The organism is Streptomyces sp. NPDC048566, assembly GCF_043199735.1.
In the GTDB taxonomy this organism is placed as follows: Bacteria; Actinomycetota; Actinomycetes; order Streptomycetales; family Streptomycetaceae; genus Streptomyces.
In genome coordinates this window covers 1-20,319 of the sequence record NZ_JBICWL010000031.1, presented here as the reverse complement: position 1 = coordinate 20,319, position 20,319 = coordinate 1, and the positions used below count along the sequence as shown (strand labels likewise).

The 20,319-nt window shown below is 72.8% G+C and carries 19 protein-coding genes; 9 read left to right on the top strand and 10 right to left on the bottom strand.

Annotation, left to right across the window (positions count from 1 at the left end):
- Positions 1-16: 16 nt before the first annotated feature.
- The 6 genes from ACGFS9_RS29445 to ACGFS9_RS29420 all read right to left on the bottom strand — a co-directional run bounded on the left by ACGFS9_RS29445 (position 17) and on the right by ACGFS9_RS29420 (position 5,365).
- Positions 17-1,204 carry an NAD(P)/FAD-dependent oxidoreductase gene (locus tag ACGFS9_RS29445; protein ID WP_393257273.1) on the bottom strand — a complete coding sequence of 396 codons (1,188 nt, stop codon included), beginning with the start codon at positions 1,202-1,204 and terminating at the stop codon, positions 17-19.
- A 268-nt stretch (positions 1,205-1,472) separates the two neighbouring features.
- Complete coding sequence (locus ACGFS9_RS29440; RefSeq protein ID WP_393257272.1) at positions 1,473-1,703, bottom strand: acyl carrier protein; 231 nt, start codon at positions 1,701-1,703, stop codon at positions 1,473-1,475.
- Positions 1,704-1,745: 42 nt separating this feature from the next.
- Positions 1,746-3,329 carry an amino acid adenylation domain-containing protein gene (locus ACGFS9_RS29435; protein WP_393257271.1) on the bottom strand — a complete coding sequence of 528 codons (1,584 nt, stop codon included), beginning with the start codon at positions 3,327-3,329 and terminating at the stop codon, positions 1,746-1,748.
- A gap of 129 nt (positions 3,330-3,458) precedes the next feature.
- Positions 3,459-4,169 carry an LmbU family transcriptional regulator gene (locus tag ACGFS9_RS29430; RefSeq protein ID WP_393257270.1) on the bottom strand — a complete coding sequence of 237 codons (711 nt, stop codon included), beginning with the start codon at positions 4,167-4,169 and terminating at the stop codon, positions 3,459-3,461.
- Positions 4,170-4,388: 219 nt separating this feature from the next.
- Positions 4,389-4,604, bottom strand: a complete 216-nt coding sequence (locus ACGFS9_RS29425; protein ID WP_393257269.1) for an MbtH family protein — start codon at positions 4,602-4,604, stop codon at positions 4,389-4,391.
- A 596-nt stretch (positions 4,605-5,200) separates the two neighbouring features.
- Positions 5,201-5,365 (bottom strand): hypothetical protein, encoded by a 165-nt coding sequence (locus ACGFS9_RS29420; RefSeq protein WP_393257268.1) that lies wholly within the window; start codon positions 5,363-5,365, stop codon positions 5,201-5,203.
- 774 nt (positions 5,366-6,139) lie between these two features.
- Between ACGFS9_RS29420 and ACGFS9_RS29415 the strand changes: the two genes are divergently transcribed.
- The 3 genes from ACGFS9_RS29415 to ACGFS9_RS29405 all read left to right on the top strand — a co-directional run bounded on the left by ACGFS9_RS29415 (position 6,140) and on the right by ACGFS9_RS29405 (position 9,202).
- The gene (locus ACGFS9_RS29415; protein WP_393257267.1) at positions 6,140-6,916 is read left to right on the top strand and encodes a thioesterase II family protein; all 777 of its coding nucleotides are present in this window, start codon (positions 6,140-6,142) and stop codon (positions 6,914-6,916) included.
- 63 nt (positions 6,917-6,979) lie between these two features.
- Positions 6,980-8,152, top strand: a complete 1,173-nt coding sequence (locus ACGFS9_RS29410) for a serine hydrolase domain-containing protein (protein WP_393257266.1) — start codon at positions 6,980-6,982, stop codon at positions 8,150-8,152.
- 345 nt (positions 8,153-8,497) lie between these two features.
- Entirely contained in the window at positions 8,498-9,202 is a 705-nt protein-coding gene (locus ACGFS9_RS29405) for an LmbU family transcriptional regulator (protein WP_393257265.1), read from the top strand.
- Between the two features lie 36 nt (positions 9,203-9,238).
- On the opposite strand, the gene ACGFS9_RS29400 is transcribed toward ACGFS9_RS29405, so the two are convergent.
- Positions 9,239-9,883 (bottom strand): FMN-binding negative transcriptional regulator, encoded by a 645-nt coding sequence (locus ACGFS9_RS29400; RefSeq protein ID WP_393257264.1) that lies wholly within the window; start codon positions 9,881-9,883, stop codon positions 9,239-9,241.
- 336 nt (positions 9,884-10,219) lie between these two features.
- Here ACGFS9_RS29400 and ACGFS9_RS29395 point away from each other — a divergent pair, with 336 nt between their 5' ends.
- The 6 genes from ACGFS9_RS29395 to ACGFS9_RS29370 all read left to right on the top strand — a co-directional run bounded on the left by ACGFS9_RS29395 (position 10,220) and on the right by ACGFS9_RS29370 (position 15,810).
- Positions 10,220-11,572, top strand: coding sequence for a lysine N(6)-hydroxylase/L-ornithine N(5)-oxygenase family protein (locus ACGFS9_RS29395; RefSeq protein ID WP_393257263.1), 1,353 nt, complete (start codon positions 10,220-10,222; stop codon positions 11,570-11,572).
- 621 nt (positions 11,573-12,193) lie between these two features.
- Entirely contained in the window at positions 12,194-13,102 is a 909-nt protein-coding gene (gene argB / locus ACGFS9_RS29390) for an acetylglutamate kinase (RefSeq protein WP_393257262.1), read from the top strand.
- A 130-nt stretch (positions 13,103-13,232) separates the two neighbouring features.
- On the top strand, positions 13,233-14,279 hold the full coding sequence (locus tag ACGFS9_RS29385; RefSeq protein WP_393257261.1) for a hypothetical protein: 1,047 nt from the start codon (positions 13,233-13,235) through the stop codon (positions 14,277-14,279).
- A gap of 381 nt (positions 14,280-14,660) precedes the next feature.
- A complete protein-coding gene (locus ACGFS9_RS29380) occupies positions 14,661-14,915 on the top strand; it encodes a DUF6332 family protein (RefSeq protein WP_393257260.1) in 255 nt (84 codons plus the stop codon).
- A gap of 137 nt (positions 14,916-15,052) precedes the next feature.
- The gene (locus ACGFS9_RS29375; RefSeq protein WP_393257259.1) at positions 15,053-15,379 is read left to right on the top strand and encodes a hypothetical protein; all 327 of its coding nucleotides are present in this window, start codon (positions 15,053-15,055) and stop codon (positions 15,377-15,379) included.
- Entirely contained in the window at positions 15,376-15,810 is a 435-nt protein-coding gene (locus ACGFS9_RS29370; protein ID WP_393257258.1) for a signal peptidase I, read from the top strand. The genes ACGFS9_RS29375 and ACGFS9_RS29370 overlap by 4 nt, the downstream gene beginning before the upstream one ends.
- Positions 15,811-16,073: 263 nt before the next feature.
- Here ACGFS9_RS29370 and ddaH read toward each other — a convergent pair whose 3' ends face one another.
- From ddaH to ACGFS9_RS29355, 3 genes are all read right to left on the bottom strand, one after another.
- On the bottom strand, positions 16,074-16,922 hold the full coding sequence (gene ddaH / locus ACGFS9_RS29365; protein WP_393257257.1) for a dimethylargininase: 849 nt from the start codon (positions 16,920-16,922) through the stop codon (positions 16,074-16,076).
- Positions 16,923-17,130: 208 nt separating this feature from the next.
- On the bottom strand, positions 17,131-17,976 hold the full coding sequence (locus ACGFS9_RS29360; protein WP_393257256.1) for a 4'-phosphopantetheinyl transferase family protein: 846 nt from the start codon (positions 17,974-17,976) through the stop codon (positions 17,131-17,133).
- Entirely contained in the window at positions 17,976-19,889 is a 1,914-nt protein-coding gene (locus ACGFS9_RS29355; RefSeq protein WP_393257255.1) for a polyketide synthase, read from the bottom strand. The genes ACGFS9_RS29360 and ACGFS9_RS29355 overlap by 1 nt, the downstream gene beginning before the upstream one ends.
- Positions 19,890-20,319: the final 430 nt, after the last annotated feature.

Here is a 20,319-nt window from a genome sequence, read left to right as displayed (position 1 = left end):
ACCAGGGGGCGGGTCGTCAGCTCTGGTCGAGCAGGGTCAGCAGTTCGTCGTTGTAGAAGTCGTCGATGGAGCACGCCCCCGACAGCGTCGAGAAGTAGCGGTCGATGTGCTCCTGGTGGCCGACCAGCTTGCGCAGCATCTCGGTGCGGCCCTCCGGCTTGAGCTCGGCCACGTTGAGGGCGCCCTGGTAGTGGTTGAGGGCCTCGTCGCCGAGGCTGTTCTCGTAGCGGCGCAGCGCCGACCTGAGCGCGGTGTCGTCGTGCAGGTTCTCGCCGATGGCGTCGGTGAGCGTCTGCGACTGCACGAACGCCTCGGTGATGCCGCGGGCGGTGATGGAGTCCTTGTGGTTGACCGCGTCGCCGACCAGGACCCAGCCGGGGCCGTACGCCTTGCGGAAGTAGTTGTCCTGGTGGCCGGTGCCGTAGAGCTGCTCGACCCGCTCGCCGGCCTGCATCCGTTCGTACAGCTCGGGCGCGGTCGTGCGGAAGGCGTCGAGGTAGGCGGGCTCCACCGCCTTGCGCACGTGCCCGAAGTCCTCCTGCGGGAAGTAGGCCATGAGGAGGGTGAGGTCGTCGTTGGTGGGCAGGACGCCGATCCACCGTCCGGGACGCTCGTAGAGCTCGAAGTCGGCGGGCACGCCGGCCCAGTAGCTGTAGTACGTGCACGTCATCCGCGGGTGCTCGATGACGTTCTGGGCGCCGGTCTTGCGCGCCACCAGCGAGCGCATGCCGTCCGCGCCGACCACCAGGCGGGCGCGGTCGGTGGCCTCGGCTCCGCCGGGGGTGGTGTAGCGGACGCCGACGACCCGGTCGTCCTCGAACAGCAGGTCGTTGACCGCGCAGCCCTCGCGGAAGTCGACGCCGGCCGCGACGGCGCCCTGCGCGAGGATGGGGTCGAGGACGTAGCGGCGGGGGGCGTAGGTGGTGCGCAGGCCGTCGATGGGCAGCGAGAAGCCCTCGATGCGCACGCCGGGGCCCTCGTAGCGCTGGTGGGTGATGGGCTGGGCACCGGAGTCGCGGATCGCGTCCAGCAGTCCCCAGCGGTTCAGCAGCGCCACGCCCTGCTGATGGAGGTAGTGGGAGGACAGGGTGTCCTGCGGGAACCGCGCCTTCTCCAGGAGCAGGACACGGTAGCCCTGCCGTGCGAAGAGCATGGCCGTCGGCGATCCCGCACAACGGGCACCTATGACAATCACGTCGTACATGGCGCCTCTCTTACCGAATAGTTTTGGGCACAACGCGGCCGCAGCCGGAAAGCACGACCAAGGAAATGCACGGTTCCCCAGGGGCGGGCGCGTATCAGCCTTCGCCGGGAACTCGATCGAGGTTATCGGCCCCCGACCCGCCCCATAAAGGGGATCGGGGGTCGGGGTGGGAGTGCGTCAGCGGGTGGACCGACGGCAAGTGCGGTGGGGGCTTCCGTGTGTCCCGCCGGCGGGACACGCGGGCCCCTCGCGGCGGGAATGCCCGCTTCTACCGGGTGAGGGCGCCGGTGGAATCGATGTAGGCGGCGATCGACGCCACCGTCGGATTGCGGAACATCTGGTCCATGGGAACCTCCGCGCCCATTTCCTCGATGAAGGCGCTCTGGATTCGGACCATGATGAGGGACTGGCCGCCCAGGGCGAAGAAATCGTCGTCGTCCGCTATGGCGTCGCGGTCGAGTTCCCGGCACCAGATGGCACGGACGCGTTCGGTGGTCATCACATTCCTCTCGGTCGTCGACAAGGATTCGCCGCATCCGCTCTAGACGGGGGAGCCGGCGGCGGACCGCTCGCGGCAGATGTCGGTCAGCGCCGCGCGGTCCACTTTTCCGTGCGGGCTCAGCGGAATGCGCAGGATGCTGGTGAACCGCGTCGGGACCATGTTCCGCGGCAGGGACCACAGCAGGCGGGTGCGCAGGTCGTCCTCGGCGAGGTCCTTGCCCGAGGGCACGACGAACGCGTTCAGTTCGGCCTCGCCCGCGTCGTTGCGGGTGACGACGACGGCGGCCTCCCGCACGCCGGCCAGCCGGCCCAGCGCGCGCTCGACGTCGGTCGGGTCGATGCGCATGCCGCGCACCTTGACCTGGGCGTCCATCCGTCCGGCGACGACGAGTTCACCGCTCTCGTCGACCCGGCCGCGGTCTCCGGTGCGGTACAGGCGGCGCGGGGAGCCGTCCACGTCGATCGTGGTGAACTTCGCGTTCTCGGGGCCGCTGCCGTTGAGGTAGCCGGCGCCCACGCTCACCCCAGAGATGCAGATCTCGCCGTACTCCCCCGCCGCGACCTCGCGGAGCCGGTCGTCGAGGAGGTGGATGTCGGTGTTGTGGGCGGGCCGGCCGACCGGGGCGATGTCGTGCTCGCCGGGACGGTAGTGGGCCAGGTCGTAGGAGGTGGCCACGTCGGTGCACTCGGCGACCCCGTACTGGTGCAGCAGCGTGCAGGTGTTGCCCTCGCGGCGGGCCCAGCGGGTGACGCGCTCGGTCTTCAGCGGCTCGCCGCCGAACAGGATGTAGTCGAGCCGCGCCAGGGCGTCGCCGCCGCGCGCGTTCTCCCAGTCGACCAGCAGGTACAGGGTGCTGGACGCGCAGTGCACGACGCGGATGTCGTGCCGGTCGAGGGTGCGGTAGGTCAGCATGGCGTCGAAGTTGCGGGTGTCCATGAGGTGCTGGGTGGCCCCGCAGAACAGCGGTGTCATCAGGGCGCGCTGGGACAGGTCGAACCCGAAGGCGCTGACGACCAGGTTGTGCGAGCCGCGGTGCAGGCCGTATTCGAGCTGGAGCCAGTTCATGAGGTTGAACCAGCCCTCGTGGCGCACCGCCGTGAGCTTGGGGGTGCCCGTGGAGCCGGAGGTGAACACCGCGTAGCACACGTCGTCGCCGGTGACCTCGACGTCGGGGCGGGTGGCCGGGAGCGCGGCGAGCTCGCCGGCCAGCAGGTCGAGGTCGACGACATCGGTGCCGGCGGACTCCACCATCGCCGCGGTGGCGGGCGAGGCGACGATCAGGGCGAGGTCGGGCACCTGGCCGAGCAGCAGTTGGAGGCGGGCGGCGGGGTAGGCCGGGTCGAAGGGCACGTAGGCCGCGCCGGCCTTCAGCGTCCCGAGGATCGCGACGACCATGTCGACGGAGTAGTCGAGGCAGACGCCGACCTTCGCGCCGCGGCCGTGTCCCCGCCCGGCGAGGAAGTGGGCGAAGCGGTTGGCCCGCACGTCCAGTTCGGCATAGGTGACCTGTGTTCCGGCGTGGACGACGGCGACGGCGTCGGGCGTGTCCCGGACGTGGTCCTCGAACCGGCGGTGCACCACGGGTGAGGGTGGCAGGTCGACCCGCTTTCCCTGAAGGATCATCAACTGGCTCCGATGTGTGAGGTGTCCTGTGGGGCGTACGCCGGATGCTCGTCCGGCGCTGAGGGGCGGCCGCTCGCGTTCGATCCCGGCGGGGTGCGGCCTTGCGGGACGGGACGTCCGCAGGGGGGCTCAGGCGCTCTGCCGCTCGTCGGCCTCGAGCATGCGGGCCACCCACTTGTCGACCGACAGGCCGTGCGCGGCGGCGGCCTTGGAGAGGTCTTCGAGCCGGTGGGCAGGCAGCTCGATGGTCAGCCGGGTGACGCCGGTCTTCCCCGCGTCGGCCGGGCCGCCCGCAGGGGCCGCGTCCTTCTTCTCTCCACCGGCCGCCGGGAGCTCGGCCTCGTCGTTCTGCACCGCGAGGCTGGCGCGCACCGCGCGGCGCAGTTCGTTGCGCGACCACTTCTGCTGCTCCGCCTTGCGCAGCCAGTAGTCCTGCTCGGGCGGGGACAGCCGGGTCACCTCCGCATGGTGGGCGAAGCTCAGGCCGTCGCGCCGGCGGTGCTGCTCGAAGCGGCGGGCGACCCAGGCGTAGTTGCGCAGGGTCTGGTAGTCGAGCCCGGTGCGCTCCACGGCTTCCTTGTAGCGCCGCCAGCCGTAGGTGGTCTCGCCGTAGATCAGCCAGTCGGCGAGCCACCAGGCGGAGGAGTTCACGAACTCCCGCAGATTGGTGCCGATCTGCTCCCAGGACCGCTCCGAGAGGTTCTGCGGGAAGACCATTCCCGACTTCTGCACCGTGGCGTGCGCCCCCACGAAGGACAGGACCCCGTCGCACCGGGACGGCTCCCCCGCCGCGTGCGGCCTCGTCTTGTGCCTGCTCGCCGTACTCACAGCGCCCGTCACAGCCCTCATCTCCCAACTCACAGTGCTTGCCCTGGGTGTGGACCGGTCCCCGGTCCCCCGGCCGAGCGGCCGGACGGTGTTCGTCGTCGTGGTGTCCGCCGGCCCGGACCGCCGGCACGCGTACTCGGCGGCGGCGCGGGCCGGCAGACCCGTACGGCCCGTGTCCCGCCCGCCCCCCGTAAGTGACGGTTCGTCAGACACAAGGCCGGGGTGTGGACCTCAGTCCGCCGCCATCGCCTCGCGCAGACTGCGCGGGCGCAGGTCGGTCCAGTTCCGCTCGACGTACTCCAGGCACTCGGCGCGACCGGCCGCGCCGTGGACCACGCGCCAGCCGGCGGGGACGTCGGCGAACGCCGGCCAGAGGGAGTGCTGCTCCTCGTCGTTGACCACGACGTGGAAGCGGCCGTCCTCGTCGTCGAAGGGGTTCGTGCTCACCTGGCACCGTCCTAACCGTCATGAGGTGACTGGGATGTGCTGCGCCGGACCGGGTGCGGGTGCACCGGGCGGGGGTTCGCCGTTCGGGCCGTCCCGTCGACGGGACGTGGGGCTGTCCTGCCGACGGGACACTCGGCGGTCCTGTCGGGGGTGGGACACCCGGCGTCGGAGGCGACCCCGGCGCTGCCCCATCACCGTAGAGACCGTCCGGACGGCGGAACAAGGGTCGCCGGACCGCCGCCGACGGCGGGCGCCCGGCCTGCCCGTCCGCCCTGTACCGGAGCCGGTCGGTGTGCCACGATGCCCGGCCGTCCGCGCCGGGGCGAGGCGGCCGGAGTCCTGGTGGAGGGCGGGTTCAGCGCGACTGGACGACGGGGTGAGCGCGACTCGCGACCACCACCGCGCGAGGGCCGCCGGCGCCCTCCGGCACCCGGTACCGGACACCGGCTCGCGGCACTCCGCGCCGGCAACGCACGGTCGCGGGTCCCGTCCACCCGTCCCCCCGCCCCCGTCCCGGCGTCCCACCGGGAGACACGACAAGGGCACCTCGACCGGGGTGCCGGTCGAGGTGCCCTTGTCGCCACGGGGAGCCGAACTCAGTCGATGCCGCGGATGATGTGCGTGTCGCGCGCGGTCGCCGCGTCGTCGTCGGCCCCCGCGAGCTGGAGCGGCGGGGCAACGGCCTGAGCCGCGCCGCGGAGGTGGCCGGGGCCGTGGTTGTGGCGCGCCGGCCGGTCGGTCTCTGCGCAGTCGTCGTTCACCGGTTCGTCCCTTCGCCGGACTTCACTGTCCTGGGCGCGGATCCGCCGATCGGGCACCACGGCGTCGCGGGGCGCTCGGTCGGACTCGGGAGCGGCCCGGTCCGGGGCGCTGCCTCCGGACCGTGACGTGCGCGGTTGCGAGATCGTCTGCCTCGCCGTGCTGGAGCGGGAAAAGTGCGGTGGCCGGGCCTGCCCGCCGTCCGCTCGGATGAGAGCGATGGGGCGCGACCTCGGGCCTCGTGGGTGGAGTCGCGGTGGTGATGCGAGCCCGGCCGACCGCGTCGCTGGCGCCAACACGGCCACGCTAGCGAGCCGGTATGGGGGGCCGGTGGAGTGCGGGTCGAGCAGCAACGCCGACACCCGTCCCGTTCGCACGGACAAGCGACCCACCGCGTCGGCACGTACCTCTCCGCCCGGTGGGCGGGCCGCCCGACACCGCCGCCGGGCCGCCGAGCCGACTCACGGCCCCGGACCCTCCGGTGTCGGGCGGGCCCGCCGCCCGAGGCTTGGCGCCGCGGACCGGGAGCCGGCCGCGGGGAGCGGGCCGCCCGCGAACGAGGCCCGCTCCCGCCCGTCCCGTACGAGGCGGAAGCGACCGTCCGGCGGCCCGCGCCTCCGACGGACGGCCCGCCCGCGGGGCGGGTCCGCGGCCGGGTGCCTGAAGGCCGCTCAAGAGCCGCCACAGTCGCGGCGGAGGTGGCACCGTGCCCGCGCCACCACGGGCGCGCCCCGTTCTATGGTCCCGGAACGTGGCTTGATCCGAGGGGGAGAACGATGGCCGGCACACCACCAGTCCTGCGCCTGTTCGTCCTGCACCACGCGGGCGGCTCCCATCTGTCGTACCGCCGGTGGCCTGCGGGCCTGCCCCGCTCCTGGGACGTGCGACTGCTCGACGCTCCCGGTCACGGCATGCTGCTCGACCAGCCGCGGATCACCGACGCCGGAAAGCTCGCCGACCGGCTGTTGGCCGACATCGAGCGGGAACTGACCGCTCCCTACGCCCTGTTCGGGCACAGCATGGGCGGCCTGCTGGCGTACGAGGTCACCCGGCGGATCGTCGCCCGGCGTCTGCCCCTGCCGGTGTGGGCCGGGATCTCGGCACGGCCCGCGCCGCAGTTCGCCGGTCTCGGCCGGACCCTGCACACGCTGTCCGACGAGGAACTGCGGTTCCGGCTGCGGCACCTCGGAGGCACGCCCGGCGCGGTCCTCGACGACCCGGACCTGTGGGCCCTGTTCGCGCCGCTCGTCCGATGCGACCTGCGTCTGGTGGAGACCTGGCGGCCGGCGGCGGACGCCGGTCCGCTGCCCGTGGCGCTGTCCGCCTACGCGGGCGGCACCGATCTCTCCGCGCCGCCCGCCCGGATGGCGGGCTGGGCGCGGCACTCGGACCGCTTCCTGGGCCTGCGGGTCTTCGACGGCGGTCACTTCCACTTCGACGGCGACCCCTCGGCGCTGTTGCGGCAGATCCGGCTGGACGCCACCGCGGCCCTCGACGGGGCCGCCGTCCGGCGGTCCGGCTCCCCTGCCCCGGACCACTTTGGCGCCGCGTAGAAGCGGCGCCCCACCCACTTCGTGCGGCGACGGTCCGTGCGGACGACTCCCAGGAGCGAGAACATGACGATACGCAAGAGATCCCGGGCCGCCGCGGTCGGCGTGGCCGCCCTCGCGCTGACGGCGACCGCCTTCAGCGCCCCCGCCCAGGCGGCCCGCCACGCCGCTCCCTCCTCCCACCAGGCCACCCGGGAGGCGATCGAGGCGGCCGTCGCCGCGGGTGTTCCCGGGGTTACCGCCGAGGCGCGGGACACGGGCGGCGTGTGGAAGGCGGCTTCCGGTGTCGGGGACCGCAGGACGGGCGCGCCGCGCGGCAAGAACGACCGCTTCCGCGTCGGGAACATCACCGACACCTTCGTGGCGACGGTCCTCCTCCAGATGGAGGCCGAACACCGGCTCAGCCTCGACGACACCGTGGACCACTACCTGCCGGGACTGGTGAGCGGCAACGGCAACGACGGCCGTGCGATCACCGTGCGGCAGCTCCTCAACCACACCAGCGGCCTGTTCGACTACGTATCCGACGCGCGGTACGGCCAGACCTACCTGGCAGGCGACGGCTACCTGACCCACCGCTACGACACCCTGACGCCCGAGGCGCGCGTACGGGTCGCCCTGGCCCACCAGCCGCCCTTCCAGCCGGGTGAACGCCACTGGTTCTCCAACACCAACGACGTCCTGGCCGCGCTCGTCGTCGAGAAGGTCGGCGGCAGGACGTACGAGGACGAGGTGCGCCGGCGCATCATCAAGCCGCTGGGTCTCGACGCCACGTCGAACCCCGGCGAGCGGACGGGGCTGCCCGGACCGAGCAGCCGCGCCTACTCCAGGCTGTTCGCCGACCAGCCGGAGCGGATCGACGACGTGACGGCGGTGAACGGCTCGCAGAGCTGGGGCAACGGCGACATCATCTCCAGCGCCGGGGATCTGAACCGCTTCTTCGGCGCCCTGCTGAAGGGCCGGCTGCTGCCGCCGCGGCAGCTCCGGGAACTCACGACGACGGTCGACAACCCCGACTTCCCCGGCTCCTCGTACGGACTGGGCATCGAGCGGCTCACCCTCGGCTGCGGCACCACCCTCTGGTACCACGACGGAGGCGCCGTGGGGTGGCTCTCGCTGACCGCGCTCAGCGAGGACGGCAGCCACCGGTTCACCTTCAACTACAACGCCAACTGGGGTGCGGAGACCGTCCTGCCCCTGCTGGACGCCGAGTTCTGCGGAGACTCGTCCACCGGGTGAGGTGCCGCCGGCCGGGTGGTGCGTCCCGCCGGACGGGAGCACCACCCCCGCCCCGGTGACCGTGCCGCGCGGTGCCCCGGTGCGGGTACCGCCGTCGGAGCGCTCCGCGCGGCACGCCCCTCCCCCGCGGCAGGTCCAGTACCACTCCGCTTCGTCTCCAGCCCGCGCTGGAACAGTTCTCGCCGATTCTGCGCACCATCTACTTCTGGAGGCACGATGGAAGGTCAGGCCGGTCGAACCGCGGGGTCGGGTGGCGGCCCGGCGTCCACTCCAGCGCCGCCGGGAAGCCGGCAGCCACGAGCCGACGAGGCGGGTCCGCGCCGGGGCCAGGTACTCACCACCCGCGTGGGTCTGCAGATGCCGGCCCTGATGGCGTACGACGAGTGGGAGCGGGCCGGACGCCAGCTCGCCGACGTCCTCGACTCGTCCTCGTGGTGGCTGGGCGACTGGCTCGTCTACGGCAAGGACCACTACACGGACCGCTACCAGCGCGGGATACGCGCCGTGGGCCTGTCGTACCAGACCCTGCGCAACTACGCCTGGGTGTCGCGGCGTTTCCCCCTCGCCCGGCGCCGCCCGGCGCTGAGCTTCCAGCACCACGCCGAACTGGCCTCGATGCCGGTCGACGAACAGGACCGCTGGCTGGACCGGGCCGAGCTACAGCAGTGGACCACCAAGCAGCTGCGCAACGCCCTGCGGGCCGCCCGCCGCGGCGAGCCGCGGCCGGCTGCCGCGGAGGCCGAGCCGAACGAGCGGCTGGACCTGCCCGGCAGCCGCCTCCAGTGGTGGCATCAGGCCGCCGAACGCCTGGGCGTCGACTTCGAGCAGTGGGTGACGGCGGCCCTGGACAGCGCGGCCGCGCACGCACTGGAGGACTCCGGCGGACCCGGCCACGCCCCGCAAACCCCCGCCGGCCCGGCTGCGACCGCCGCTTCGGGACCGGCCCGGACCCGCACGGCGGCCGTCCCGCAGTCCGGCGCCACCGGGGCGGCCGTGCCCGTCGCCGGTGGCGGGCACGGCCGGATGCGGGCGGTGGCCGTCGGCGCCTGAGGACGCCGACGGCACGCCGGGCCGCTCCGAGTCCCGTCAGGGCAGCCGGTTCATCAGACCGGCGGTCTCGCGCTTGTACGCGCACGCGCTCTGCCCGAAAGAGTCCCTGACCCGCTCCCGGACCTCACCCGACTGCTCCTGGCTGAGCTTGAACATGCCCTCGGCCCCGGTGACCGTGAACCGGAAGGCGCCCACGGCGGGCACGATCTTGCGGAAGTAGCCGAGGGAGGCGGTCATGTCCCACCCGTCGCCGAACCTCCCCTCGAAGGCCCGCACCGTCGACTCCACGACGCCGAGGGTCTCCTCGACCGAGTCGATCTTCTCGATCACTCCCCGCACGTGCACGGCGGTGAAGTTCCAGGTCGGCGCCGCCGGCGAGATGTCGTAGACGGTCGGCGAGACGTAGGAGTGCGGGCCGGTGAACGTCAGCAGCAGCACGCTGCCCGACTCCAGCGCCGTCCAGTGCGGATTCGCGCGATTCAGGTGCCCGAGGAGGGTCGCTCCGGGGAGGTCGCCGGTCCAGTCGCCGGAGGACTCCGGGTCGAAGATGACCGGCAGATGGGTGGCGAACGGACCGTCCTCGGGGCGTCCGTTGGAGACCGCGAGGGCCAGGGGGTTGGCACGGATCAGGTCCACCATCCACGAACTGTCCGGTTCGCGGTAGAACTTGGGCACGAACATGCGGATTCACCCTTTCGGTAAGAGATGCGGGACGCGACGGCGGCGCGGAGCACGGCTCCGAATCGGGCAGGACCGATCGAACGGCGCGCTGGTCGCATTGCTCCGGGCACCTGCTCCATCGGCGGTGTCGCGCGGAGATCCGGAAAATCCGCGCCGACCATATCGCCGTCCCGCCGGCAGGACAACGCTTTCCCGGCGCCGTCGCCGAAGTGACCTTCTCGATCGCCCTTCATGCCATCTTCGAGTTGCCTTTGAGACGCTCCGCTGAGCACCACTGCAGAACGGTCTCTCGGGCCGACGGCCGAGTTTTCCAGACGCACAGCGGGAGAGTTTTCTATGGGCATAACGGGCAGGCGCAGCCAGGAGATCTACGACGTGGTCGGAATCGGGTTCGGCCCGTCCAACCTGTCGCTCGCGATCGCCTTGGAGGAGCACGGGGCCAGCGCTCCCGAGCATCCGGTCACGTCCCACTTCTTCGAGCGGCAGCCCACGTTCGGCTGGCACCGGAACATGCTGCTGCCGTCGACGACCATGCAGATCTCCTTCCTGAAGGATCTCGCGACCTTCAGGAATCCCATGTCGCGGTTCAGTTTCATCTCGTATCTGCACTCCGCGAACCGGCTCGTGCAGTTCGTGAACAACCAGGACTTCTTCCCCACCCGGCAGGAGTTCCACCAGTACCTGGAATGGGCGGCCGGGTCCCTGAGCGACCGGGTGACCTACGGGGCCGAGGTCGTCGCGATCCGGCCCGGCACCGAGGGCGGGGCACCGGCGCCCGACCTGGTCGAGGTCGAGGTACGCACGGGCGACGGCACGGTCAGCCGGGTCACCGCGCGCAACGTGGCCATCTCGACGGGCCTCGTGCCGCGACTGCCGGAGGGGATCACCGCCGACGAACGCGTCTGGCACAGCTCCCAGTTCCTCGGCCGCTTCCACGAGCACGATCCCGCCACGCTCAAGAGCGTGATGGTGGTCGGCGCCGGCCAGAGCGCCGCGGAGATCACCCGGTTCCTGCACGACGCCCTGCCGCACGCCCAGGTGTCGGCGGTCATCCCGTCCTACGGATACTCCGTCGCGGACGACACGCCCTTCGCCAACCAGATCTTCGACCCGGCGGCCGTGGACGACTACTACTTCGGAGCGGAGCGCGCCCAGGACGCCTTCTGGCGGTACCACCGCAACACGAACTACTCGGTGGTGGACGCCGACGTCATCCAGTCCCTGTACCAGCGCCTGTACGACGAGGAGGTGCGCGGCAGCAAGCGCCTGCACTTCCGCAACCTGACCCGGGTCGCGGAGGTCAAGCGCGCGGGGACCGAGACACGGGTCGCACTGCGGTCGCTGCTCGACGACCGGACGGAGGAAGCGGCCGTGGACGCCCTGGTGTTCGCCACCGGATACGACGGCCTGGATCCGGCGGGTCTGCTGGGGGACTTCGACCGGCACTTCCAGCGGGACGCCGCGGGCCGGCACAAGGTGGAGCGCGACTACCGGCTCGTCCCCGCCTCGGACCTGACCTGCGGCGTCTACTTGCAGGGCGGCACCGAGCACACCCACGGACTGTCCTCGGCACTGCTGTCGAACATCGCGGTGCGCAGCGGTGAGATCGCCGACTCGATCGTGCTGGGGCGCACCGAACGGGAACTGGACCGCGGCTGCCCGGTGCAGGCCGCGCCGTCCTCCGTCTGATCCGTACGCCCGCACGGCGGACCCGGTGCCGTCGACGCACCGGGCCCGCTTCCCCGGCCCTCGTTCTCCGTGCGACCCTCGCGTGCGGTCCCCGGCCTGCGATCGGACCGCGTACGCGCTCGCCTTCCGTCCACCCGATGCACTGTCCACGCCTTCCACGACTCTGCTTCACCACCATGGAGTCGGGGCGAGCGGGCACGACACCGGACCGCATTCCACCTTTCCTCTTTCCTCCATCGACCGGCGCACCCTTTCCTCGGGAAATCCGCTTCCACGCAAACACCCGTGGGAATACCCCGGATTCCGGAGAGCCGTTCGAGAGGAATCCGGCGTCCGCCGACGGCTTTTCCGCCCACGCGCCTCCACGGATCCCCGGCGCAAGCCACCGGGGACGGCGTGTGTGCGGACACCCCGCATCGGGCGCCGTCTCCGCACGGCTCGGGCCGGCGTCCGCACGGCGGGCACCGTCCGGTGCCGCCACGTCGCCGCCCACCGTCCCCACGCATCGGTCCACCGCTCACCCGGCCTCGCTCCGCGGACCGGGTCCCGCACAGAAGGAGTCGTGCCCATGAGCGCCATCCGCCCGGCCGGCGGTCCCTCCCTCCGGCCCAGGAGGTTTTCGTGACCTCGCCCGCGGAAGCCGTCCTGGCCCAGGCCCACGCGGTCTCGGAGGCCCTGCCGTGGCTCGCCCGCCACCAGGGGCGCACCGTCGTCGTCAAGCTCGGCGGCCACGCCATGGTGGACGGCGGCCTGACGGCGGCCTTCGCCCGTGACATCGCCTTCCTCCGCTGCGCCGGGCTGCGGCCGGTCGTGGTCCACGGAGGCGGTCCGCAGATCGACGCCGAGCTCGCCCGGCGCGGACTGGAGCGCGAGTTCCGCGCCGGTCTGCGGGTCACCTCACCGGCCGCGCTGGAGGTGGTCCGGATGGTGCTCGCCGGCCGGGTGCAGCGTGAACTGGTCGGCCTGATGAACCGGTTCGGCCCGCTGGCGGTCGGGCTCACCGGCGAGGACGCCGGCACACTCGTCGCCGAGCGCCATGTGCCCTGGATCGAGGGCGAACCGGTGGACATCGGCCGGGTGGGCGACATCAAGGCCGTCGACACCCGTCTGGTGGAACGACTGCTGGCCGACGGGCTCGTCCCCGTCGTCTCCCCGCTCGCCCGCAGCGCCGAGGACGGTCTGGCGCTCAACGTCAACGCCGACACCGTCGCCGCCGCGCTCGCGACCGCGCTCGGCGCCGACTCCCTCGTCCTGCTGACCGACGTCGCGGGCCTCTACGCGGGATGGCCGCACAGCGAGGAGGTCATCGAACGGCTGACGGCGGGAGAACTGGAGAAGCTCCTGCCGGAGCTGAGCGAGGGCATGCTGCCCAAGATGACGGGCTGCCTGGAGGCCGTGCGCGGCGGTGTGGGGTCCGCCCGGGTCGTCGACGGCCGGGTGCCGCACGCGGTGCTGCTCCAGATGTTCGACGCCGACCGCAGCGGAACCCTCGTCGTCGCGGACCCGGACGAGGCGGAGTCGCGGCCGTGAACGCGCGGCGGCGGTACCGCACGCACCAGCGACCGGGCGGCGCGGGGAGTCCCGGCAGGAGACACGCCGGGCCGGCCCGTCCGACCCGTTCGGTCGAACACGACACGCGAGCGAAGGCGAGGAAGTGCCCGTGACGACCGGTTCCCTGGCCCCTGCTCGGGCCGACGCCCTCCTCCCGGGCCCGGCGCCCGAGGCGCACGTGCGGCACTCCGTACGGCCGCCGGCAAACGCCCCCGTCCCGCACCCGGCCGGGCCCCGGGACACGGCGCCCGCCCCCGGCCTCACCCCGCTCGCCGCCGCCGAACTGGCCGTCGCCGCGGAATCCGGCGACGAGGCGTCCCGGACGCTGGCGCGCCGCCTGGTCCTCTCGCTGTCCCCCGAGGCCAGGTGCGTCCTGCTCGGCGCGCTCGCGGAGACCGGGACCCCTCTGACATCACCCGCCCCGCACGGGCCCGCCCGCGGCACGGCCTACCCGGTCGGCGACGACGGGGGCGGCGACGGCAGAGGGGACCCCTACGGCGACTTCCGGGGCCGGGCGGAACGCGCCGTCACGGACGTCCTCGACGACAGGGACGGGTGGGACGCCGGCCTGGCCCCGTACGGCGACCGCCGCGGCGAGGCCGCTCGCGCCGGCGGTGGCACCGGCAGCGGCCTCCAACGCGCCGACGACGCGCCGCCGTGCGCGCCGCCAGTGCCGCCCGTGCTGCCCGTGCCGAAGCCGGTCGCCCCCGCGGCCCTGCGCCTCGTGCCGTCGCCCGCCACGCGACCGGCGCATGAGAGCGCGCTGCCCGGGTGGCCGGAGGGCGAGGACGTGCCGCCCGGACGGCCGGGCCTCCGGTCGGGGTCCGGCACGCCGGCGCCCGGTCCCTGGAGTGCCGGAGCGTGGGCGATGCGCGTGGACGAACGGCCGCCGGAGGGTGTCGTGAGGCTGCGGTTCGCCGACGAGGCGACCCTGGAACGCGCCAGGGCGGCCTTCGCCGCCGGGCCGGGGCAGGCACCCGGCGGCCTGCGGACCGACCCCGGCTCGCTCACCCTCCAACTCGACGGGGAGGCGGGCACCGACACACTGCGCGCCGTCCTGCACGTCCTGGACACAGCCGCGGTGGACGCCCGGTCGCTGACGGTCCACTCCCGCGAACTCGGCGACATCGTCGCGGCGTTGACCTGGCCGTCCTGACGTAGGAGTCTCATGAAACCCGTCTGACGACGTGCTCGGGCCGGGGCGAGGCGGTCGGGCGGGGCGGCTCGTAGCCTGCACACGCCCCAGGGGATCGTCGCCCCCGTCCGGCGGGTACCTCAGGGAAGCGACGTCTCTGACGGCACATCAAATGTGCTCCGAGCCAGCTCGGATCACGACCGCCGAGGCCGGCAGCAGTCCATCCCCGGCCGTGGAGGGACGCTCGCAGTGATGATTCCCGCGGTCCTGCAAGAGGACCGCGGGCCTCCGCGCCGGGTATGACCGTTGCCCCTGATCTCCCCCGGCACGTACTCATCCGCGCGTGAGAGCCAGGTTGTCCGGTCAGGTGTCACCGCCTGACCGCGATGCGAAGATCGCAGCATGGACATGGGGCGTGAGTCGCGGTGGGAAAAGGACGCCATGACCGTGGAGATCGGTTTCGCGTTGGTGACGGCCGCCGCACTGGCCGCGTCGGTCTTCGCCGTCGCGCCGGCGATCGCGCTGGCCTTCGGCATCTCTGGTCCGGCGAGAAGGGTCGTCCTGGTGGGGGGTGCCCTGCTGGGAGCGACGGCCGGGATGTGGCGTCTGGTCCGGGTGCTGCTGCGGTTCGACAAGCAGCGCCGAATGGGCCGCTGACCGCGGACCTCTTCCTGGCGTCGGTCTCCGCCTTGCGGACGTCGCGCGGCCGCGTCCGGAACAGGCCGAGACAGCTCTCGCCGGACCTGCGGCTTCGCGCCTTGCTCAGATCGGTCACAGCGGTCGATCATGCGGAGATGAGACCCGAGGTTCAGACGTTCGTCGGCGATGGCCGCCTCCCTGACGGGGACGCCGACGAGGAGGAGATCGACCGGCGAGTCGAACAACTCGACGCCATAGCCGCTCCCGTCACACGCGACGAGGCGCGGGCCCTGGGTGCCTGCTTCGGCCCCGACGACTGCTACGGCGTCGCCTGGTCGCTGCTGCACCTGATCGAGACCAGTCCAGGCCCGGTACCGGCGATCGCACCCCCCGGACCGGATGCCGATGACTGGCACCACACACTCTGGAACCGCTGGGGGAACAACGGGCCCTCCGATAAGGACTACCTTCCTGAGCCATGACCGACAGCGTGTATGTGGGCAACGCCGGCAGGGACGCGGCGCTGGACCGGGGATGGTTGCTGGGACACTTCGTGGACACCTCCGATCCTCGCCACAGCGAGGACGTGGAGATCAAGTGGGGCGTCCACCCGCAAGGCGATGAGCGGGCTCAGTGGGTGACCGGCGAAGAGCGCACCGCCCTGCTCGTCCTCATCAGCGGGCGCTTCCGAGTGGACCTGCCCGAGCGCACGGTTCTCCTCACCGAGCAGGGGGACTACGTGGTGTGGGGCCGCGGCGTCGATCACTCGTGGTTCGCGGAGGAAGCGTCCGTGGTTCTGACGGTTCGCTGGCCCTCCGTCCCCGGTTACAAGGTGGTCGAAGAGGGCGAATCCGCGGCCGGCCACCGCCATTCGTCCGGGACCGGCACCGGCACCGGCACGAACCCCTCGTAGAGGACCGCCAACCAGTCTTGGCGAACGGCGACCGCACGGTGGCGCTTGAGGCGATCGATGCCGAGTACAGCCACGTGGCATTCCCGGCGGTCGGCTTGTCGGCCTTCGGCAGCCGACCGGCAAGGCGTCACGCTGAAGCCGAGCAGGTGTGCGTGGACCAGCCGACGTGGCGTCTTCCCGGCCCGCGCACCCGGGCTGCGGTCGGGCCGGCGTGTCGGCGCCGGCCCGACTGTGGGCAGCCCTGCGTGCGCACTCAGGTCAGGTCAGCTCAGCGCCAGCGTGCAGCACTTGACGCTGCCGCCTGCCTTGAGCAGCTCGCCCAGCGACACGCCGACGGGGCGGAAACCGCGCTCCTTCAGCTGCCCGATGAGACCGGTGGCGGCCTGCGGCAGCAGCACGTTGAGCCCGTCGCTGAAGGCGTTCAGCCCGAAGACCGCCGCGTCCTCGGACGAGGCGATGACGGCGTCGGGGAACAACTCCCGCAGCACGGAGCGGCTGCCCTCGGTGAACGCGGCCGGGTAGTACATGATCTCGTCCGGGGACAGGACCGCGAGCGCGGTGTCCAGGTGGTAGAAGTTGGGGTTGGTCAGCGTCAGGCTCGTGACGGGCAGGCCGAAGAACTCCTGCGCCTCGGCGTGGGAACGCGGGTCGGTGCGGAAGCCGGTGCCGGCCAGGATGCGGCGTCCCACGCGGAGGTAGTCGCCCTCGCCCTCGTTGATGTGCTCGGGCCAGAGCAGTTCGTCGAATCCATTGCGGGCGAACCACTCCAGGTAGGCCGGCCCCTCCGCGGTGCGCTCCCGGTGCCGGAAGCGAGCGCCGAGGACCTTGCCGTCGACCACCGTGGCCCCGTTGGCGGCGAACACCATGTCCGGGAGGCCGGGGACGGGTTCGATGACCTCCACGGTGTGTCCGAGGGACACATACAGCTCCCGGAGGTGCTCCCATTGCAGGAGGGCCGTCGCGGTGTCGGTGGGCTTCTCGGGGTTCATCCACGGGTTGATGCTGTAGGTGACGTCGAAGTACCGCGGGCGGCACATGAGCAGACGGTGTGCCACCGCCGTCCTGGGCGGGCGCTGGCCGCTTTCGTGGGTGGGGGTGCCGGTCGACGGCATGGGGCCTCCTTGTGTCTTCGTGGGAGAAGGGGTGCGCGCCGGACGCCGCGGGGTGTGCGGCGTCCGGCCGTCGGGTCTTGTTGCGGACCCTCGTCGGTGTGCCGGGCGGAGCGGCCCGGTCTCATGGTGCGGTCGTACGGCGACGGTGGCCGCGTCCGGTGACGACGGCGCGGGCACCGGGTGGAACGCGGGCGGGAGGGCCGGTCGCTCAGGGCAGGATCGGTGCGGGATCGGGGAGTGCGATCAGCTGGGGCACGCCGCGGCTCCAGGGGAAACCGTGGTGCAGTTGGAGTACGGCCGGCGCGCCGGGGTCGACGATGACGGCCACGGCGGCCAGCACGTCGGGGGCGGGCTCCAGTTCGAGGAACCGCCAGCGCGGGACGCCCTCCCGGTCGTCCTCGGGTGGCCGGAAGCCGAGAACGCCGTGGTCCTCGGCGAGTTCGAAGGCGAACGAGTCGAAGGGCAGCCCGAGGCCCAGACCGCGTGCCTTGGAGTAGGCCTCCTTGAGCGTCCACAGCCGCAGCACCCGGCGATCCTGCGGGCGCCCCTCGGGCGCCATCGCCACCCACCGCTGTTCCTGCGGAGCGAAGGTCTCCACGACGGTGTTCAGGCCGCGTTCCCCGCGGTCCAGGCGCTCGACGTCGACGCCGATCCGGTGCCGCCGCACCAGGCCGAGCAGGTTGTGCCCGTGGGTGTGCGAGAGGTTGAAGTCGAGCTTCCTGCCGCCCCGCAGCACTCCCTCGGGAGGCTTGCGGAAGAAGGGGCGGCCCCGGGGCGACCGCCAGATCACGGCCTCCGACTCCGGTACACCGGTCTCCAGTGCCAGTACCCGGCGCACCAGGACGTGGGCGATGACGTACTGGTGGCGGTCGCGCTCGAAGAGGAACCGCTCGGCCAGCTCGCGTTCGGGTGCGTCCAGCCAGGCGCCGGCCAGGATGTGGGCGAAGTCCGCGACGAGTTCCTCGTTCGTGCAGAACCACAGTTTGACCGCGGGCGGCCGGTCCGGCTCGCCGTGGGCGGCCGGGTGATCCCGGCGAAGGGCTGCGGGCATCATCAGGTGCACTCCCCCGTCGGGCCCGCCGGGCCGGAGGCGCGTTCCGGCGCATCGGTGAAGGGCTCGTCGTCAAGCCACAGCGGACGGCGCAGGAAGACCGAGGCGGGAAGTGGTACCACCATGGCGCCGGCGCCGCTCCGCCGTTCGATGGCGGCCCAGTCGATCGACACGCCGGACAGCCACAGGCCGGCGAGTTGGTCGAGGCGCCCGCCACGCCACAGCGCGCCGAGATACGCCTCGGTCTCCGGTGCCTCGGCGAGTCCGTGCGGATCACTCGGCCCCGACCGCAGATCGGCCTGCCGGAAACGGCGGTCGGGCACGGCGTGGGGGGCAGCGGCGAATGCGGTGAGGTCGCCGTGCAGCCCGGCGAGGTCGCTGACGGTGAGCGCGAGCCGGCAGGGAAGGGCCGCCCGTCCCGTGCGAAGGGTCCGGGCCAGTGCGTCGAGGCTCGGCGGAGCCGCGGCTGCGTCCTGCACCGTGCTCGTGCGCCGGGTCGGGGTGTTCCCGGTCTCGGTGCCGTCCGACGGTGTGTCGGAGGTGTCCGAGGTGGGCACGTCGGGCGGGTCGAGATCGCCGGCCTCGTGGAAGGCCGAGGTCGGGTGGTGCGGAGCGGTGTCACCGGTGGCGTTCTCGGCGGCGGCCGGGGCAAGCCACCGGGCGAGGCGGGCGGCCAGCGCGGTCAGGTGGTCCGGGGTGGGTGCCGAGAGCAGCACCAGTTCGGTGGGCACCCCGGACGGGGCGTCGACCGCGCGCGGGGCGATGTCCCGAACACCGTCCGGGGGCAGGTACTCCTCCAACTCGACTGTTTCGCAGCGGCCTTGACGTGCCGTGAGTTCGACGACGGCCGTTCGGGGCAGCGCCTGCCCGTGCGTGTCGCGCGGGCCGTTCCAGGGGACCGACACGCCGGGTGCGGTGGTGGGCGCGATGGTGCCGCTGCGCAGTTGGAGGACGGCTGCGGTCAGGGCGGCCATGCCGGTGGCCGCCCCGGCGTCTCCCACGCGGCGAGTCGTCGTCTCGTAGGTCTCCCGAAGCACCGGGGCGGTGGCCGGCACCTCGCCCGCGGCTGCGTCGTCCGCTTCGGGCACGGTTCCGGCCCCGGTCGCGGGGCGGGGTCCGGTGGGCGGGGGGCCTGTCGGATGCGCGCCGCGCGTCGCGTCCGGCGCGGGACCGGTGGAGCGCGCAGGCCGTCCGGAGCCGGTCCGCCGCAGAACGGCGTGCACCTGGTCGCCGTCGGCGAGAGCTGCGGCGAGTGGCTTGAGCACCACCGCGCCGATGCCCTCTCCCGCCCCTTCCCGGGCGCGCGAGGGATGCAGCAGCAGTTCGACGCCGCCGGCCACGGCCGCCGCGCACTCCCCGCGGCGCAGCGCGGCGACGGCGAGGTGGACGGCCGTGAGAGCGGAGGCGCCGCCGCTGTCCACCGCCTGGGCGGGACCGCTGAGACGCAGTCGCGCCGCCAGACCGGCCGCCAGGTCGCCGTGGCCGCTTGCCGGCATCCGCCGCAGCCCCCGCGCCCAGCCCTCGGCGGCCAGCAACGCGTAGTCGGCGGATTCGACGCCCACGAAGACCCCCACCGCGCGGGAGCGGCCGTCGGGCCCGGTCAGGGCGTCGAGCCGGGAACCGGTGCACCCGGCATCCTCCAGGGCCTCCCAGACGGTCTCCTGGAACAGCCTGGCCTGAGGATCCGTCAGAGCCGCCTCTGCGGGGTCCATTCCGAAGAAGTCCGCGTCGAACTCGGCGACGGCGGGCAGGAGATGACCGCGTCGGCCCGGCAACAGGACCGTCCCGCCCGGCCGGTCGACCGGGCCGGCCGACGAGGCGTCCCGGCCCTCCCGCACGGTGTGCCAGTAGGCGTTCAGGTCGGCCGCTCCCGGATAGCGCCCCGCGAGGCCCACCACGGCGTACCGGTCATGCATGGCGTCGGCGCCTTGGCCGACTCCGTCACCGGGCCCGGTGACCGGCCGCGGGTCATCGGTGGCGGTCGGCGTCGGCAGGGCCACGGCGGAAGGCCGAGGCTCCACGTGGCCGGGCGCGAGGCTCGTGCCGCCACCGGGAAACGTCCTTGTCGTCGGGGCAGGCACCGCCGACAGCGCCTGCCCCCACGCCACCTCCCCCGCCGCCTCGGCAGGCGCGGCGCCGGGTGAAGTGCTCTCCCCGGCGCCGACGGCCGGATGTCGGGCGCCCGTGAGAACGGCACCGGCAGGAACGGGCTGCCGGGCGCCGGGCAGCGGCCGAGAGGGGCTTCCCCCGACGGGCGGGCCGGCGGACATCAGGGCGGTGAGCATCCGGACGGCCTCTCCCCGCTCCAGACGGCCCGCCTTGAAGCGGGTGAGGACTTCGCGTTCG